The sequence below is a fragment of the Providencia sp. PROV223 genome, from assembly GCF_028479245.1.
Lineage (GTDB): Bacteria > Pseudomonadota > Gammaproteobacteria > Enterobacterales > Enterobacteriaceae > Providencia > Providencia rettgeri.
Genome location: NZ_JAMPNG010000003.1, coordinates 212795 through 227543, shown reverse-complemented (window position 1 = coordinate 227543; position 14749 = coordinate 212795). Strand labels below are relative to the sequence as shown.

At 41.6% G+C, this 14749-nt stretch carries 14 protein-coding genes and 1 tRNA gene; 4 read left to right on the top strand and 11 right to left on the bottom strand.

The window, feature by feature from the left end:
- Positions 1–6: 6 nt before the first annotated feature.
- The 5 genes from fruA to folD all read right to left on the bottom strand — a co-directional run bounded on the left by fruA (position 7) and on the right by folD (position 5342).
- Positions 7–1701, bottom strand: a complete 1695-nt coding sequence (fruA, locus tag PR767_RS05995) for a PTS fructose transporter subunit IIBC (protein WP_004913531.1) — start codon at positions 1699–1701, stop codon at positions 7–9.
- Positions 1702–1712: 11 nt separating this feature from the next.
- Positions 1713–2657: a 1-phosphofructokinase gene (fruK, locus tag PR767_RS05990; protein ID WP_004913528.1), complete on the bottom strand. Its 945-nt coding sequence runs from the start codon at positions 2655–2657 to the stop codon at positions 1713–1715.
- Entirely contained in the window at positions 2654–3808 is a 1155-nt protein-coding gene (gene fruB / locus PR767_RS05985; protein ID WP_272520012.1) for a fused PTS fructose transporter subunit IIA/HPr protein, read from the bottom strand. The genes fruK and fruB overlap by 4 nt, the downstream gene beginning before the upstream one ends.
- 445 nt (positions 3809–4253) lie before the next feature.
- Positions 4254–4466, bottom strand: coding sequence for a ribosome-associated protein YbcJ (gene ybcJ / locus PR767_RS05980; RefSeq protein ID WP_004913522.1), 213 nt, complete (start codon positions 4464–4466; stop codon positions 4254–4256).
- Positions 4467–4484: 18 nt separating this feature from the next.
- Positions 4485–5342, bottom strand: coding sequence for a bifunctional methylenetetrahydrofolate dehydrogenase/methenyltetrahydrofolate cyclohydrolase FolD (folD, locus tag PR767_RS05975; protein ID WP_004913518.1), 858 nt, complete (start codon positions 5340–5342; stop codon positions 4485–4487).
- A 187-nt stretch (positions 5343–5529) separates the two neighbouring features.
- Here folD and PR767_RS05970 point away from each other — a divergent pair.
- The 3 genes from PR767_RS05970 to PR767_RS05960 all read left to right on the top strand — a co-directional run bounded on the left by PR767_RS05970 (position 5530) and on the right by PR767_RS05960 (position 8035).
- Positions 5530–5606, top strand: a tRNA-Arg gene (locus tag PR767_RS05970).
- A 719-nt stretch (positions 5607–6325) separates the two neighbouring features.
- Positions 6326–7135: an HTH-type transcriptional activator RhaS gene (gene rhaS / locus PR767_RS05965; protein ID WP_109912082.1), complete on the top strand. Its 810-nt coding sequence runs from the start codon at positions 6326–6328 to the stop codon at positions 7133–7135.
- 42 nt (positions 7136–7177) lie between these two features.
- Entirely contained in the window at positions 7178–8035 is an 858-nt protein-coding gene (locus PR767_RS05960; RefSeq protein ID WP_004913509.1) for a helix-turn-helix domain-containing protein, read from the top strand.
- Between the two features lie 34 nt (positions 8036–8069).
- On the opposite strand, the gene rhaM is transcribed toward PR767_RS05960, so the two are convergent.
- From rhaM to rhaB, 6 genes are all read right to left on the bottom strand, one after another.
- On the bottom strand, positions 8070–8384 hold the full coding sequence (gene rhaM, locus PR767_RS05955) for an L-rhamnose mutarotase (protein ID WP_117162772.1): 315 nt from the start codon (positions 8382–8384) through the stop codon (positions 8070–8072).
- A gap of 11 nt (positions 8385–8395) precedes the next feature.
- The gene (fucO, locus tag PR767_RS05950) at positions 8396–9547 is read right to left on the bottom strand and encodes a lactaldehyde reductase (protein WP_004913500.1); all 1152 of its coding nucleotides are present in this window, start codon (positions 9545–9547) and stop codon (positions 8396–8398) included.
- Positions 9548–9586: 39 nt separating this feature from the next.
- Positions 9587–10621 (bottom strand): L-rhamnose/proton symporter RhaT, encoded by a 1035-nt coding sequence (rhaT, locus tag PR767_RS05945; RefSeq protein ID WP_004913498.1) that lies wholly within the window; start codon positions 10619–10621, stop codon positions 9587–9589.
- Between the two features lie 74 nt (positions 10622–10695).
- The gene (gene rhaD, locus PR767_RS05940; RefSeq protein ID WP_004913496.1) at positions 10696–11517 is read right to left on the bottom strand and encodes a rhamnulose-1-phosphate aldolase; all 822 of its coding nucleotides are present in this window, start codon (positions 11515–11517) and stop codon (positions 10696–10698) included.
- A gap of 10 nt (positions 11518–11527) precedes the next feature.
- On the bottom strand, positions 11528–12778 hold the full coding sequence (locus PR767_RS05935) for an L-rhamnose isomerase (RefSeq protein ID WP_124725139.1): 1251 nt from the start codon (positions 12776–12778) through the stop codon (positions 11528–11530).
- 44 nt (positions 12779–12822) lie between these two features.
- Positions 12823–14271 (bottom strand): rhamnulokinase, encoded by a 1449-nt coding sequence (gene rhaB, locus PR767_RS05930; RefSeq protein WP_272520011.1) that lies wholly within the window; start codon positions 14269–14271, stop codon positions 12823–12825.
- 181 nt (positions 14272–14452) lie between these two features.
- On the opposite strand from rhaB, the gene PR767_RS05925 reads away from it, so the two are divergent.
- Entirely contained in the window at positions 14453–14668 is a 216-nt protein-coding gene (locus tag PR767_RS05925; protein WP_004913488.1) for a YccJ family protein, read from the top strand.
- Positions 14669–14749: the final 81 nt, after the last annotated feature.

Below are 14749 nucleotides of genomic sequence, written 5' to 3'. Positions count from 1 at the left end.
TGGTGATTAAGCGATACTTGCCATTTCTTGTTGAGCTTCTTTTGGGGTTGCTTTTTTGACAATGGCATAAAGCACACCAGAAACCACCGTACCAGCTACTATCGCGAATAAATACATCAATACATGATTAATAGCTCCGGGTATTAACAGCACAAATAAACCACCGTGAGGTGCCATCAACTGAATACCAAAGTACATGGATAGCGCCCCAGTTATTGCACCACCAATGATACAAACAGGAAGAACACGGATAGGGTCTTTGGCGGCAAACGGAATAGCACCTTCTGAAATAAAACATAAACCGAGAACAAAAGAGGCTTTACCTGCTTCGCGTTCAGCGGGAACAAATTTATGTCTCGCTATTAATGTGGCAATCCCCATTGCCAGTGGCGGCACCATACCTGCAGCCATAATCGCTGCCATTGGTGCGTAGGTTTGTGAACTTAATAGGCCGACACCAAAGGCGTAAGCAGCTTTGTTGACCGGACCTCCCATATCCGTACACATCATGGCACCCAATATTGCACCTAAGATCACTGCATTGGTGGTTCCCATGGTATTTAGCCAGTTGGTTAACCAGTCCATCAACCACGCTACAGGGTGACCAATCACATAGATCATGGCTAAACCGGTAAATAAAGTCGAAATCAATGGCACGATTAAAATCGGTTTTAACGCTTCCATTGTTTGCGGTAATTTTAATCGAGTGCTAATAAAGTGAGCACTGTAGCCCGCAAGGAAACCGGAAATGATCCCGCCTAAAAAACCTGCACCTAAGGTGGTCGCAAGTACCCCACCGACTAAACCTGGGGTTAGCCCTGTTCTGTCAGCAATGGAATAGGCGATATAACCCGATAGTACAGGCACCATTAATGCAAGGGCTGTTTGCCCACCAATTAGGCTAAGCGCCCAGGCCAGAGAGCCTTCTACATTGGATGCATCTAAACCAAAAGCAAATGAAAGTGCAGTACACAATCCTCCTGCCACAACCATCGGGAGCATATAAGACACACCTGTGAGTAAGTGCTTATAGACTCCGCGTTTTTCGTTGGATTGGCTTGATTGTGATGAGTTTTTGCCATTTTGTGGCGAAAATGTACTCGCCTCCTTTATCGCTCTATCTAATTCCTGTGCTGTTTTCTTCAATGCTGCACTGGTAGAGGTGCGGTACATTGGCTTTCCCGCAAATTTATCCACATTGACTTCGATATCAGCAGCGACAATGACTAAATCAGCTTGTGCAATTTCTTCTGGTGTAATTTCATTTCCAACCCCTACAGAACCACGGGTTTCTACTTTGATATTCCAGCCTCGTTTTTTTGCTTCAGCTTCAAGTGCTTCTGCGGACATATAAGTGTGAGCAACCCCTGTAGGGCAAGCTGTAACGGCTAATATAGAGAAAGTTTTTGTGTGCTGCGGTTCGGCAATTTGTTGTTCACAAAGTGTGGCTTCATTAATTGCTGATGTCAGGAATTCAGCAGGTTGCCTAACAGCGACATCGGGGTGGCCGAAATAGATTTTTTTGTCTGCACAATTGAAATCTTCAGGCAACTGAGTGTCAAAACAAATCACAATATCAGCATCAGTAAGCTGTTCAGTGAAGGTGATATTTTGTAAGGCAGATACATTCTTTAAGGCATCGATGGCTAGCCAGCAAATAGCAGGGCCTTGCTGGTGGCTTGGAGCGATTAATATTTTCATGTTTTTCATCCTCATTGAGCCGTAAACGGTTGTAAGTCAACCTTTGTCATCATATGTGCAAGTTGCGCTCGGTCTGTGATACCGACATTGGGTTGGGAGACTGCAAGTGCAGAAATAGCAGTAGCTAAGCGTAGTGTGTGCTCACTTGTCTGCCTCATCATTAGCCCGTAAATTAACCCTCCTACCATTGAGTCCCCTGCGCCAACGGTGCTGATAACGTCACATTCAGGTGGTTTAGCAAACCAAGCGCCTGATGAATTGACCCACATGGCACCTTTTTCGCCTAAAGAAACCACCACATGGGCAATACCTTGTTCGCGAAGTTGATTTGCGGCATCAACAATATCTTGATGAGTGGGAAGAGGTTTTCCTGCCCAAATTTCAAGTTCACGATGATTCGGTTTTACTAACCAAGGAGAAGCTTTGAGTCCAGCAACAAAAGCTTCACGGCTACTATCAAAAATGACACACATGCATTGTTCTCTAAGGCGTAACATCCATTGAGTAAAATCTTTTAAATCAACGCCTTGAGGTAAACTTCCACTGACGCAAATCATATCAAACTGACCCGCCCAGCTGAGTGAGTCGGTGACGAAACGTTGCCAATCCGCTTTAGTGACACTGAAGCCTGAAAAATTAAAATCGGTAACTGCACCGGTGTGCTCTGTCAGTTTTACATTGATACGGGTGCGGCCTTCGACAACCTGAAAGCGGTTAGCAATTCCTGTTTCGCTGAACGCTTTTTGGAAACCATCTTGGTTTTCTTTACCTAAAAAACCACCAACAGTGACATCAATTCCTAAGTTTTTAAGTACTTTGGCCACATTTATGCCTTTTCCAGCGGCATGAAGCCCAGCAGTTTTGACTAAATTCACATCACCTCTATGAATATCAGGTAAAAGCCCAACTAAATCATAGGCGGGGTTTAACGTGATAGTTGCGACTCTTCTGCTCATGCGATTTCTTCTCCAAGTCCTGAGTTAATTGCCTCGCCAATGGTAACGATAGCTTCTTGTGCATCTGTACCTTCTGCGTGAATTCGTAAACGGTGCCCACATTTAGCGCCTAAACTGACGATTTTCATTAAGCTGCGACCATTTACGGGAGTCGCAGTACCATCAAGATTACTCACAGTAATAGTGCTTTCGAACTGCTTAATGGTGGTGACTAACTGGGTGCTCGGGCGCGTATGTAGCCCATGTGGATTAAGAACGGTGAAGTCCTGAGTGATTCCGGATGTACTTGATGATTCACTTTCCGTGTGTGAATCTTCACTACGCAATAAATTAATTAGATTGTTAACGTTATCAGTGTTGTTAATTAGATTTAATTCTTTATTTTTCAATAAATTATTTATTTTAAGTAAAAAAGTTTCTATCTGATAATTAGCGTAAGAGAGAGTGATTAGGGCATTGACTGGGTTACCTTGAAAGCTAAATGGTTTTTTTACGGTCGTTATCGCAATCGCATTCTGAATATTTCCAATAGGGCTATCACTTAACCAAATACCTTGACCTAAATACGAAGGTGTTTGGGTGAGAACTTGGGTAATAAAGTCGGTACTAACAGCTTGAGCGTTTTGTAAGTTAATAATATTTTGTATTTTTAATGTGTTTATATTATCAACTTGAGCACTAACAGTGACCATTGAGTCATCAAGTTTCACTGGTTGAGTTTGGCGTTCACCCATTAGAAGTTGCTTTAAGGCTTCAGGGGTGTCAGCTTTGGCCATCGCGTCAGCTGTGTGCTCATCACTGATAATGTGGGTTAACTGGCGAAGTAATTCGAGATGTTCATTGGATTGAGCCGCAATGCCAATAACAATATAAGCAGTTTGGTTATCACCCCAGTCAATACCATTAGGGAATTGGAAAACAGCAAAACCTGTTTTCAACACTTGGTCCCGTGTCTGCGTTGTCCCGTGTGGGATTGCGATACCATTTCCCAAAAAGGTGGGAGCTTGGGTTTCTCGGTTAAGCATTCCTTGTGCGTAACCGCTTTTTGCATAACCTGCATTTTCGAGAGCCTTAGCGACTTGTTCTATTGCATTTTTTTTATCAGATGCAGCAGCTGCAAGGTGGATATCGCTTATTGGTAAGTTAAACATAATTTCTCCTGATTATTATTTATTGCCGGATCAGCCAGAAGACTTGCAAGCGGATCTGATTGTTTGTTAATCATGTTATCGTTAACAAGGTTAGCTGAATCGTTTAGTCTTGTCTATGTTGCTAAGGTACGAAATACAAAAAATGAGAGCTAAGTTAAATTTTTTAAGGGGAGGAACTGAGTGTTTTTTATCTGTCTTATGACAAAGCTGAAGTAATTGCTGAAGCTTTTTGTTTTTGTAAACCAATAAGTTAAATTATCAATATGCTTGGTTATTTGAATGTTTAATACACTAAATATGGCTAAAGAAAAAATCTTCTAAAACCTCAAAAGAGCTTTGGTCGTTTTACAATAAATCGGATTATTTTGAACAAAGGGGGAAAGGGAGGTGGTTATTTATTATGCAAAGAGAGGTAAGCTGAAATTTTTCAGCTTACCTAAATGTATTATTCTACAACTTTAATTTTTTGGCTGCCCATTGAAACGATTTTACCCGCGACAATTTTACAGCGTTTACGTGTTTCGACCACACCATCAACTTCAACTAAGCCATCTGCAATCATGGCTTTTGCCATTGCACCGCTTTCCGCCCAGCCTTCAATTTTTAGCAAATCACACAGTTCGACGTGTGGGTGCCCATTTAAATTGAATATATCCATGATTACTCCAAAATTACATTAAATATCGTGGTACTCTTCACATGCTTGAAGGGTGTTTTGAATTAAAGTCGCAACGGTCATTGGGCCAACACCACCAGGCACTGGGGTGATCCAAGCTGCGTTTTTCGCGGCTTCGTCAAAATCGACATCTCCTGTGACTTTGCCGCTATCTAAGCGGTTGATACCGACATCGACCACAATCGCGCCAGGTTTAATCCATTCACCAGGAATAAAATTGGGTTTCCCCACTGCGACAACAACTAAATCAGCATGGCGAACGTGGTGTTCTAAATCTTTGGTAAAGCGATGCGTTACTGTTGTAGTGCAACCCGCTAGCAGAAGCTCTAAGCTCATTGGACGACCAACAATATTGGATGCGCCAATAATTACAGCGTTTAAACCATAAGTGTTGATACCGCAGCGCTCAAGTAGAGTAACAATTCCTTTAGGGGTGCATGGGCGAAGGCGCGGCGCACGTTGGCACAAGCGACCGACATTATACGGATGAAAACCATCAACATCTTTGTCTGGATGAATACGCTCAATGACTTTGACGTTATCAATCCCCGCAGGTAATGGTAGTTGAACTAAAATTCCATCAATTTCAGTATCTTGATTTAAGTCATCAATCAGTTTGAGTAGTTCAGCTTCTGTTGTTGTATCTGGCAAATCATAAGAACGTGAAATAAAACCGACTTCTTCACAAGCACGGCGTTTGCTGCCGACATAGATTTGTGATGCGGGGTTAGCGCCAACTAAAATCACAGCAAGCCCAGGGGCGCGTTTTCCTTGTTCTAAACGTAATTGTACTTTTTGAGCAACTTCTTGCCTAATTGTCTGCGCAATCGTTTTCCCATCAATAATTTTTGCTAACATCTGTAACTTAATCCATATATGAGACACGGTAATGACTCTATTTTGTCAGAAGTTAAGGTCATTGTCAGTTCAAACTATTACATAAAATGAGCATATAGTTATTTTAGTAGCGAAAAGCCATTGACTCAGCGCGCAGCAACCGTATAATTCAACGCCATCAGCCAGATAGGCTGCCCGCATTATCAATGCGCCCTTAGCTCAGTTGGATAGAGCAACGGCCTTCTAAGCCGTAGGTCACAGGTTCGAATCCTGTAGGGCGTACCATTCCGAAGTCAATGGACATCAACCGATGTCTTTTTTTATACCTGAAATTCAGTGGATTAGCTGGTTTTTACCTTATAGTCTTCCCAAGTAGCCCTCATGAATACCTACAAACTATTTTTCTATCAGATTAACTTTCTTATAAATGTACTAAGCTCGACCAGTTTGATAGAAATCGATTCTGATAATACGATATGGGCGTTTCATTTAAATAGGAATTGATAGATGAAATTAAGTACTCAGACCGCGGATCAAAAATACGTACCTCTCATGTAGTTTCTTTAAAATCGAAAAATCATTGTGATAGTAAAGCAGACTTATCCATTTGGCGGTAATAATGAACCGATCTTTATCGGGAGCCATAGATCCAGAAACTAATAAGTGAAAACATAAGGTTATGTTTACATTCGATAACAGTTTATTGATAACCAATCCTATTTTTATAAGCCAGAGAGTTAAAATACCTGAAAATTGCCTTCTCTTACAAAACAGTAATCTTAGATGAAGTAGCTTTGGTGTATTCAATGTCACATTTCGCACATTTATTCGATGGACTCTTGAAAATATTGCCAATAACAAGTGATTGCTTGGCAGTAATTTCAAGGTGATTTTGGATAAGATCACTAGAATGAAAGGGTAGGGGTATTTACGGTAAATGGAATATCGCGACATAAACCCAACAGTGAATATACAGGTGAGGAGTACTTATTGGGAGATCTTTCATGAAACTCTATAGCGAAGATTTTTTTATCACACCACAGCAGCACATTGCGGTTGAACCAAGGGTACCTCAGCCTATTTTTCCTGAGCATACACATGATTTTAGTGAGATTTTTTTGGTGACTCAAGGCGTTGGCCTGCATGTACTTAATGGGCGGCCTTATACATTATGCCCAGGTATGGTGTGTTACATTAAATCCAGCGATTATCACTTATTTGATAATGTCTCTAACCTCAATTTAACTAATGTGTTATATCGTTCAGACTCTGCCTTTACTTATTTAAACAATATCAGTCATTTTTTTCCTGCCGACACTGAAAAAAACATTTCCCATTGGCTATTAAATAAAGAGCATTGCAATAAAGCGCAACAGCTTATTGATAAACTTAACGAAAGTGATGGTTCTGACCCTGCTTATACTGAAAGTTTGTTCTTACAGTTAATTATGAACTTGCAAGAGGGACGTTATAACCACGTAGGTGAGGGGAATAATGAACAGCGTATTATTCAGATGTTACGATGGTTGAATGCAAACTTTATGGAAGAAATTGATTGGGAAAGTTTAACCACTCAGTTTTCGGTTTCGCTGCGTACTTTTCATCGATATATGAAAAATAATTTAGGCATATCGCCACAAAATTATTTAATAAAATTAAGGCTATCTGAAGCATATTATCAAATCCGTTTTTCAGAGAAAACTATTACAGATATTGCGCTGGAAAGTGGTTTTAATGATAGTGCGTATTTTTCAACGCGTTTTAAGAGCGAGTATAATTTCACACCTCGTGACCTGCGTCATTGCAGTAATTAACAAAGATCGCCATGATCATCTTTACACTTTTTTGAGGTGACCATGATACAAAAAATTATCACTCTCAACAGCAGCGATTATTTTATTCGAACTGAAAATACCGTGACGGTAGAAAAACGGAATTCTCAGGAAGATTTTATTATTCATAGCCATGATTTTAATGAGTTTGTGATTGTTTTTTCCGGGAATGGCTTACACCATTGGAATGGTGATGATTACCCGATTACGTGTGGTGATCTGTTTTATATTAACGCAGAGGATCGTCATGGCTATCACTCTGTAAATAATTTAAAACTGGTAAATATATTATATAAGCCTAATGAGTTTTTGATTCAACAATCTATTGAAAAGTATGTGCCATTAGGCCATCAGCCAGCAATATCTAGGCATTGGAAGCTACCGCCTTCGAGTTTACCAACATTAACGCCAATTATTGAAAAAATAGCATCAGAATGCCAAAAGCCTGATATTCCATCGATTCATCTTTGTGAAGGGTTATTCTTACAACTGGCAATTTATATTTACCGTTTAAGGTATCAGCCTGACCAAGCGCCAATAAGCTTATTACATCAAATGGATCAGCTAATAAACTGTTTAAATTTAAGTATAAATACACCATTTTCATTAGATAATTTTGCTCAGGAACACCAGTTGTCCGCGCGTTCATTACAGCGTTTGTTCAAGTCGAAAACAGGAATGACGGTAATGGAATATCTGCAACAATTACGTCTGTGCCAAGCGACATTATTATTACGTAGTACTTCATTGTCTATCAGTGAAATCGCGGGGCAATGTGGCTATGAGGATAGTAATTATTTTTCGAGTGTTTTCCATAGAAAAATGAATATGACCGCAAGCGCATATCGACGCTGTTTTTTACAGAAAAATAAATTGAGGTAAGTGCTAGCCAAAGACTAGCACTGTCTGGGGGATATTAGTCTAAATAAAATACCGATCTTAACTCATCACTGATAGGGCTGTTGTCAGGGTTTGATGGCATAATATCCGACATATACCTCCACCATTTTTGGCATACTTCTGTTTGTGCAACGCTATCCCAGCGTTCTTGTGATTCAATTTCCACATAGGCGAACAATAAATTTCGATTGTTATCTAAGAAAATAGAATAGTGATGTGCACCGTGTTCTTTGAGTGTAAGCACTAATTCAGGCCAAATTTCATCGTGTCGGCGCTGGTATTCTTGGTGAGCGTTAGGAGCAACTTGCATCACAAATGCTTTTTTTATCATGATACTGTCCTCTAATAAATCGCTTGATATAATTCAGCGATATCCTCTAATGTTGCATCACGTGGATTACCCCCAGTACACACATCATCAAAGGCGGCTTGAGCAAGGGATGGAATATCCTCTGGTTTCATGCCGATTTCACGCAGTTTTTCAGGAATACCAACGTTTTTGTTTAGCGCAAAGACAGCTGCAATGGCGGTATCTCTGGCTTCTTGAAGTGGTAGGGAGTCTATATTTTTTACGCCCATTGCACGGGCGATATCGCGGTATTTTTCCCCTGTATAATTTGCGTTATACGCCATGATATGAGGCAATAAAATGGCATTGGCGACGCCATGAGGTGTATTGTAAAACGCCCCAAGTGGGTGAGCCATACCATGCACCAACCCTAAACCAACGTTAGAGAAGCCCATTCCAGCCATATATTGTGCAAGAGCCATTGTTTCAACGCCTTGCGGGTCGCCCTTAACGGATTGCCGTAACGAATTGCTGATCAACTCTATGGATTTAAGGTGCAGAGCATCGGTAAGTGCCCAAGCTCCTTTCGTGATATAGCCTTCAATGGCATGAGTGAGGGCATCAACGCCAGTAGCAGCCTTTAAGCTTGCAGGCATGGATGCCATCATTAATGGGTCAATAATGGCTACTATAGGGATACTATGGGGGTCAACACACACAAATTTACGGCACAGTTTGTTGTCCGTGATGACATAGTTAATCGTGACTTCAGCCGCGGTTCCTGCGGTCGTTGGGATGGCGATAATTGGAACCGCTGGATTTTGGGTTGGAGCGACACCTTCTAAGCTCACCACATCTTCGTACTGTGGGTTATTGATAATAATCCCAATCGCTTTAGCGGTGTCTTGTGGGGAACCACCACCGATAGCGATAAGATAATCTGCATTAAATTGTTTGAAGTGTTTTAGTCCTTGTTGGACGGTATCAATGGTTGGGTTAGGAATAACGGCATCATAAATGGCGTAGTCCAATTTAGCGTTATCTAATAATTGGGTGACTTTACTGACAACATTAAATTTAACCAGATCCGCATCCGTAACAATCAGTGCTTTGTTAAATTGGCGTTTTTGAATTTCCTCTACAAGGTGGTTAATAGCCCCTTCGCCAAAGTATGAGGTTTCATTGAGTATCATTCTATGGGTCATCGCTGACCTCCCGATCGATTAAAATAAAAAGTCGTTACGTTATGCTGCCATTCCCAAGCCAACAATGTTTGCAGCTAAGATAATCACTAAGCAGCCTAAACATAAAATTCGGACAGGTTTTCTGCCAGTGCCTTTCCATTCTTTTAGGGCTAACCCCACAATACCGCCACACAGAACATAAAAACTCATATGTAGCATCCAGCTCATAAAGCCGTATTGTGATGGGATATTGGCGTGTCCCCATGCGTAGAAGAAGAATTGGAAGTACCACATACCGCCACCCAAAATGGCAAATAAAATATTGCTGATCAGTAGGGCTTTGGGGACAGAGATATCTGATTTGAAAGAGATATCTTGGCGATAAATAAGCCTAATAAAACAATAACCTAAGTTGATTAATGCGCCGCCACCCATGATGATGACGTAACTTGGTAATGCGACATAAAGAGAAGAAACGCCGAGGGCAGCGGAAGCTTCGTGCATAGGGACGGCTGCACTCATGGCGAATGACATACCGGCTGAGAAAATACCGCACATGACTGCCAGTAATAAGCCTTTTTTCAGGTTAAACTCTTCAGCTTGCACTCCGGTCGCCTTTTCTTTCAGTAACCCGGCATAGGAAACGATAGCAACCCCTAGAACAGCCACTAAGACACCAAGAATCGTTAGTTTTCCGCCAGTCGAGGCAATCAGCTCGCCAAATGTGCCTTGAATAATAGGGGTCATCAAGGTACCAACAATGAGTGTAATACCAATGGCAATCCCAATCCCCATTGACATACCTAAATAGCGCATGGTCAAGCCATAACCAATATTACCAACCCCCCACATGGCGCCAAATAAAAATACAGGGATCAGAATACTTGCACTGAAAGAGTTGTAATAGGCCCAAAAGTCAGGAAGTAAAATATAACTGATGGTCCAAGGTAAAATAATCCACGAAAAAATACCGGCAATGGACCACATCGTTTCCCATGACCAGTTTTTAACTTTCTTTAATGGTGCGTAAAAGCAGGCAGCTGAAGCTGCGCCGACAAAATGCCAAAAAATACCGAGTAAAATTCCACTGCCCATGAACTATTCCTCACTGTTTATTATCGTTTTAATTTCTCTGTGGAAGGAAAGGAGTATCCACAGAGAAACAGGTTTTATTTCAATGCATCAGACATTGGTGTGACATTAAATCGCTTGGCAAGCGCAATCAGATTTTCTGTTGAAATAGTTTGTTTTTTACCACCCATGGAGAGAACTTTTACCAATATCTCCGCAGATTTTTCTGCGGTATCAATTAAACCAAAAGCATCATCTAAAGTTGGGCCAGAGCCAAAAATACCGTGGAATGGCCAAAGTACTAAGCCATGTTGTTTCATTTGTTCCGCTGTTTCTAAACCGATACCATCTGTGCCGGGGACCATCCATGGCAGCACACCAATACCATCAGGGAAAACCACCAAACATTCAGTACTCATTTCCCATAAATGACGAGTGATGGATGCACTATCGAGCGGTAAAACATAACTTAATGCAATGATGTTAGTTGCATGACAGTGCATGATGACTCGGTTAGTGCCATTAGTGGCTTGCATACGTGTGATATGCGATTGAAAGTGTGCAGCAAATTCAGAGGTTGGTATTGCACCATTCACAAAGCCCCAAACAATGTGGTAACCCTGACCTTCGTTATCGATACGAACCAGACCCAAGTTATCTGCGGGGTCTAAGGCAACGTTACGGAAAAACTTACCGGAGCCTGTAACAATAAAATATTGGTTTGCGAGCTCTTTAACTGGCTCTGTCGCTTCGATATAACGTGGGTCAGCGTGAAAAGTGTGTTTAAATGGCGAAACATCATCTTCAGTGAGTCGTAAGCTCACATTACCGCCATTACGTTCATCCCAGCCTTTGAGCCACATATCGCTGGTGGCTTTTATCATTCCTTGAACAAACCAAGATGTCAGAATATCTTGCATACAATTCACCTTAACGTGTTAATAATGTTGATTTTTCGTATTTTTTAACTTCATCTAACCATTTTTCGCCGACAGGAACATTGTTGCGTTCACAGTATTCATCCCAAACAGCTTGCCATGGCAGGCATTTTTGTTCTTCTAACAGCGCGAGGCGAGCTGTGAAGTCTCCTTCAATTTCGAGTTGGCGTAGTCTTGTGGTTGGTTCAAGTAAGGCGCGAAGTAACGCTTTTTTCATATTACGAGTCCCAATGACCCAAGCGGCAATACGGTTAATTGATGCGTCAAAGAAATCGAGGCCAATATGCACACGGTTCTTTAAGTTATGGCGAATGATTTCATTGGCAATGGCTTGAGTTTCATCATCGAGTAAAATGACGTGGTCACTGTCCCAACGCACAGGACGGCTGACGTGCAGTAATAGACGTTCAACATAAGGAATGACCGCTGAAATTTTATCCGAAATGACTTCAGTTGGATGGAAATGCCCTGCATCTAAACATAAAGCGGTTTTACGTGTGATGGCATAGCCCAAATAAAACTCACTGGAGCCTGCGGTGTAAGATTCTGCACCAATACCGAATAATTTACTTTCGACGGCATCGATATGATATTTAATATCAATTTTTTCACTGATAATTTCATCCAATGACTCGACTAAGCGTTGACGAGGGGCATAGCGGTCAATAGGGAGATCTTTCATGCCGTCAGGGATCCAAATATTCATCACGGAAGCGCTGTTTAATGACTCACCAAAATATGCAGAAATACGGCGGCAAGCTTGTCCATGACCAATCCAATAGTCTCTAATTTCCTTATTACTGTGAGTCAGCGTCGCTTCGCTACTTAGCGGATGGGAAAAGTAAGATGGGTTAAAATCGAGCGCGATATGGTTTTTTTTCGCCCAATCAACCCAATTGGCAAAATGGCGAGGTTCAATTTCATTACGTTCGACGGCGGTATCAGCTTCGAGGTAAAGAGCGTGCAGATTAACGCGTTTAGGGCCCGGAATTAAGCTCATTGCTTTATCCATATCTGCACGTAATTCAATCGCATTAGTCGCTTTGCCGGGGTAATTACCTGTAGCTTGAATACCGCCGCTTAAAGCGGTTGCTGATTTTTCAAAGCCGGCTACGTCATCTCCCTGCCAGCAGTGCATTGATACAGGCAAGTCAGCCATAGCTTGCATCGCTAGTTCAGTATCGATACCAAGGTCAGCAAAACGTTGTTTGGCAATAAGATAACTTTCTTTGTAATTAGACATGAAATTTTCCTTATAACTTATCGATATACGGTTAATAACCTGAGTTAGCCCGTAATGGTTTTAAATCGTTTCCAAGGTTCGTCCAGTGCGATGCTTTGAGGTTGAAACCAACAAAGTTCGGTATTTTCTGCAATAATGGTGCGCAGGGTTGGTACATCTGGAATGGTGTTGAGGGCAATCAACTGATACCCAATGTTTCCTAAGGTGGAGGCTTCAATCGGACCTGTGCTCACAGGAACCCCGCAAGTGTTGGCGCAGAGTTGGTTAAGTAGGGCATTTTGGCTGCCACCACCGACGATATGCAGTTGTTGTAATGGGGCATGATTTATCTGCTGTAATTCAAGGAACACTTGACGATAAAGCAGTGCTAAGCTGTCGAAAACACAACGAGCTAGCTCAGCGGCAGTATTTGGAACGGATTGTTGATTTTCCTGACAAGCTTCTTTAATGGCTTGGCTCATCGACTCCGGGTTCAAGAACCGGTTATCGTTCGGGTTGATCAGATACGTGAATGCTGGGATAGCTTCTGCTGAGGTAATGAGGCTGCAAATATCTTGCACATCGTGTTCAAGACAAATGCGTTGGAATAACCATAACCCCATAATATTCTTTAGGACTCGGTAGTGGCCATTAATTCCTCCTTCATTGGTAATGTTGGCAACAAATGCATTTTCACATGTACAAGGGGATGTGCGCTCGAGGCCCATTAATGACCAAGTTCCTGAGCTTAAGTAAGCACTATGGCTATCGGCTATTGGAGCCGCAATGACAGCGCTGGCCGTATCATGGCTTGCTACGGCGATCACGGGGGTTTTTTGGCCTTTCGGTGTGATCCAATAGCCAATGACATTACCCGGTTGCTTGATTTCACCTAATAAACGGCGTGGCAATTGTAAATATTCGACTAACTCCTCATCCCAATCACCTGTTTGCAGGTTAACCATTTGGCTGGTGGTAATATTGGTATATTCATGGTTGACTTGCCCGGTCAAACGGTATGCTAAATAATCAGGAATCAATAATAAATGGTGTGCTTGTTCCAACCATTGGGGGTGTGATTGTTGCAATGCCTTCAATTGATATAAGGTATTGAAAGGGAGAAATTGGATCCCTGTTTTTTGGTAGATATTTTGAACACCGAGATCGGTTTGAACTTGTTCCATGACACCTTGCGTGCGGTTATCTCGGTAGGAGAAATTGCGACCAACGGTATGACCCTCACGGTCAAGTAGGACATAATCAACACCCCAAGTGTCGATCCCGATGCTGTCAATGTTGATGCCAGATTGTTCTATACGGTGTAAGCCAATCAGGATTTGGTTCTCAATGTCGTCAAGATCCCAATAGCAATGGTTGCCTTCAGTGATCAAATGGTTTGTAAAACGATGAATTTCATCTAATGATAATTTTTTATTATGCACATCATAGCAAGCCAACATGACTCGACCGCTAGATGCGCCTAAATCAATAGCAACAACATGGCGAATATTCATGACTTTTTTATCTCTATTACTTAACTTATAGTCATATACTAGAGAGAGTGAATAGTGAGCGCGTTCAATGGAGCGCCACTAAAAGGGAAAAATGGCAATATATTTAAAGTCGTAGTGATCTTATTCACAGACTTGAAATCTCTCAGTATTTTTACCAGAACCATTTAATCAGGAGCGAATAATGAAAGAGCCTCACGATATAGCTGAATGGGCTAAAGTTAGAGAAACCTCAATTGAAATTGCTCAAGCTATTTTTGAGTTAGCGAATAATGATGAAGTGTTAGCAGAACAAATTTGGGAGGAAGGTTCTGATGAAGTTTTACCTCTGGCCTTTTCGAAGACCACTGCGGATAGGCTATATTGGGGGGAAGAAACTATCGAAAGGAAAAATGTATAATTCGTTTTGAGCTTTTCTGAAGAGATAAAAACCTCGCAATGGCGAGGTTTTTTATTGGCGATTATAAGGTGTTAATTTCTC

What these genes read in the sequence shown, in the direction of transcription:
- rhaS (WP_109912082.1), top strand. Translation starts at nt 6,326, where the DNA reads ATGAAACTCTATAGCGAAGATTTTTTTATCACACCACAGCAGCACATT.
- rhaT (WP_004913498.1), bottom strand. Translation starts at nt 10,621, where the DNA reads ATGGGCAGTGGAATTTTACTCGGTATTTTTTGGCATTTTGTCGGCGCA.
- PR767_RS05960 (WP_004913509.1), top strand. Translation starts at nt 7,178, where the DNA reads ATGATACAAAAAATTATCACTCTCAACAGCAGCGATTATTTTATTCGA.
- fruB (WP_272520012.1), bottom strand. Translation starts at nt 3,808, where the DNA reads ATGTTTAACTTACCAATAAGCGATATCCACCTTGCAGCTGCTGCATCT.
- rhaD (WP_004913496.1), bottom strand. Translation starts at nt 11,517, where the DNA reads ATGCAAGATATTCTGACATCTTGGTTTGTTCAAGGAATGATAAAAGCC.
- rhaM (WP_117162772.1), bottom strand. Translation starts at nt 8,384, where the DNA reads ATGATAAAAAAAGCATTTGTGATGCAAGTTGCTCCTAACGCTCACCAA.
- fruA (WP_004913531.1), bottom strand. Translation starts at nt 1,701, where the DNA reads ATGAAAATATTAATCGCTCCAAGCCACCAGCAAGGCCCTGCTATTTGC.
- fucO (WP_004913500.1), bottom strand. Translation starts at nt 9,547, where the DNA reads ATGACCCATAGAATGATACTCAATGAAACCTCATACTTTGGCGAAGGG.
- ybcJ (WP_004913522.1), bottom strand. Translation starts at nt 4,466, where the DNA reads ATGGATATATTCAATTTAAATGGGCACCCACACGTCGAACTGTGTGAT.
- fruK (WP_004913528.1), bottom strand. Translation starts at nt 2,657, where the DNA reads ATGAGCAGAAGAGTCGCAACTATCACGTTAAACCCCGCCTATGATTTA.
- rhaB (WP_272520011.1), bottom strand. Translation starts at nt 14,271, where the DNA reads ATGAATATTCGCCATGTTGTTGCTATTGATTTAGGCGCATCTAGCGGT.
- PR767_RS05925 (WP_004913488.1), top strand. Translation starts at nt 14,453, where the DNA reads ATGAAAGAGCCTCACGATATAGCTGAATGGGCTAAAGTTAGAGAAACC.
- PR767_RS05935 (WP_124725139.1), bottom strand. Translation starts at nt 12,778, where the DNA reads ATGTCTAATTACAAAGAAAGTTATCTTATTGCCAAACAACGTTTTGCT.
- folD (WP_004913518.1), bottom strand. Translation starts at nt 5,342, where the DNA reads ATGTTAGCAAAAATTATTGATGGGAAAACGATTGCGCAGACAATTAGG.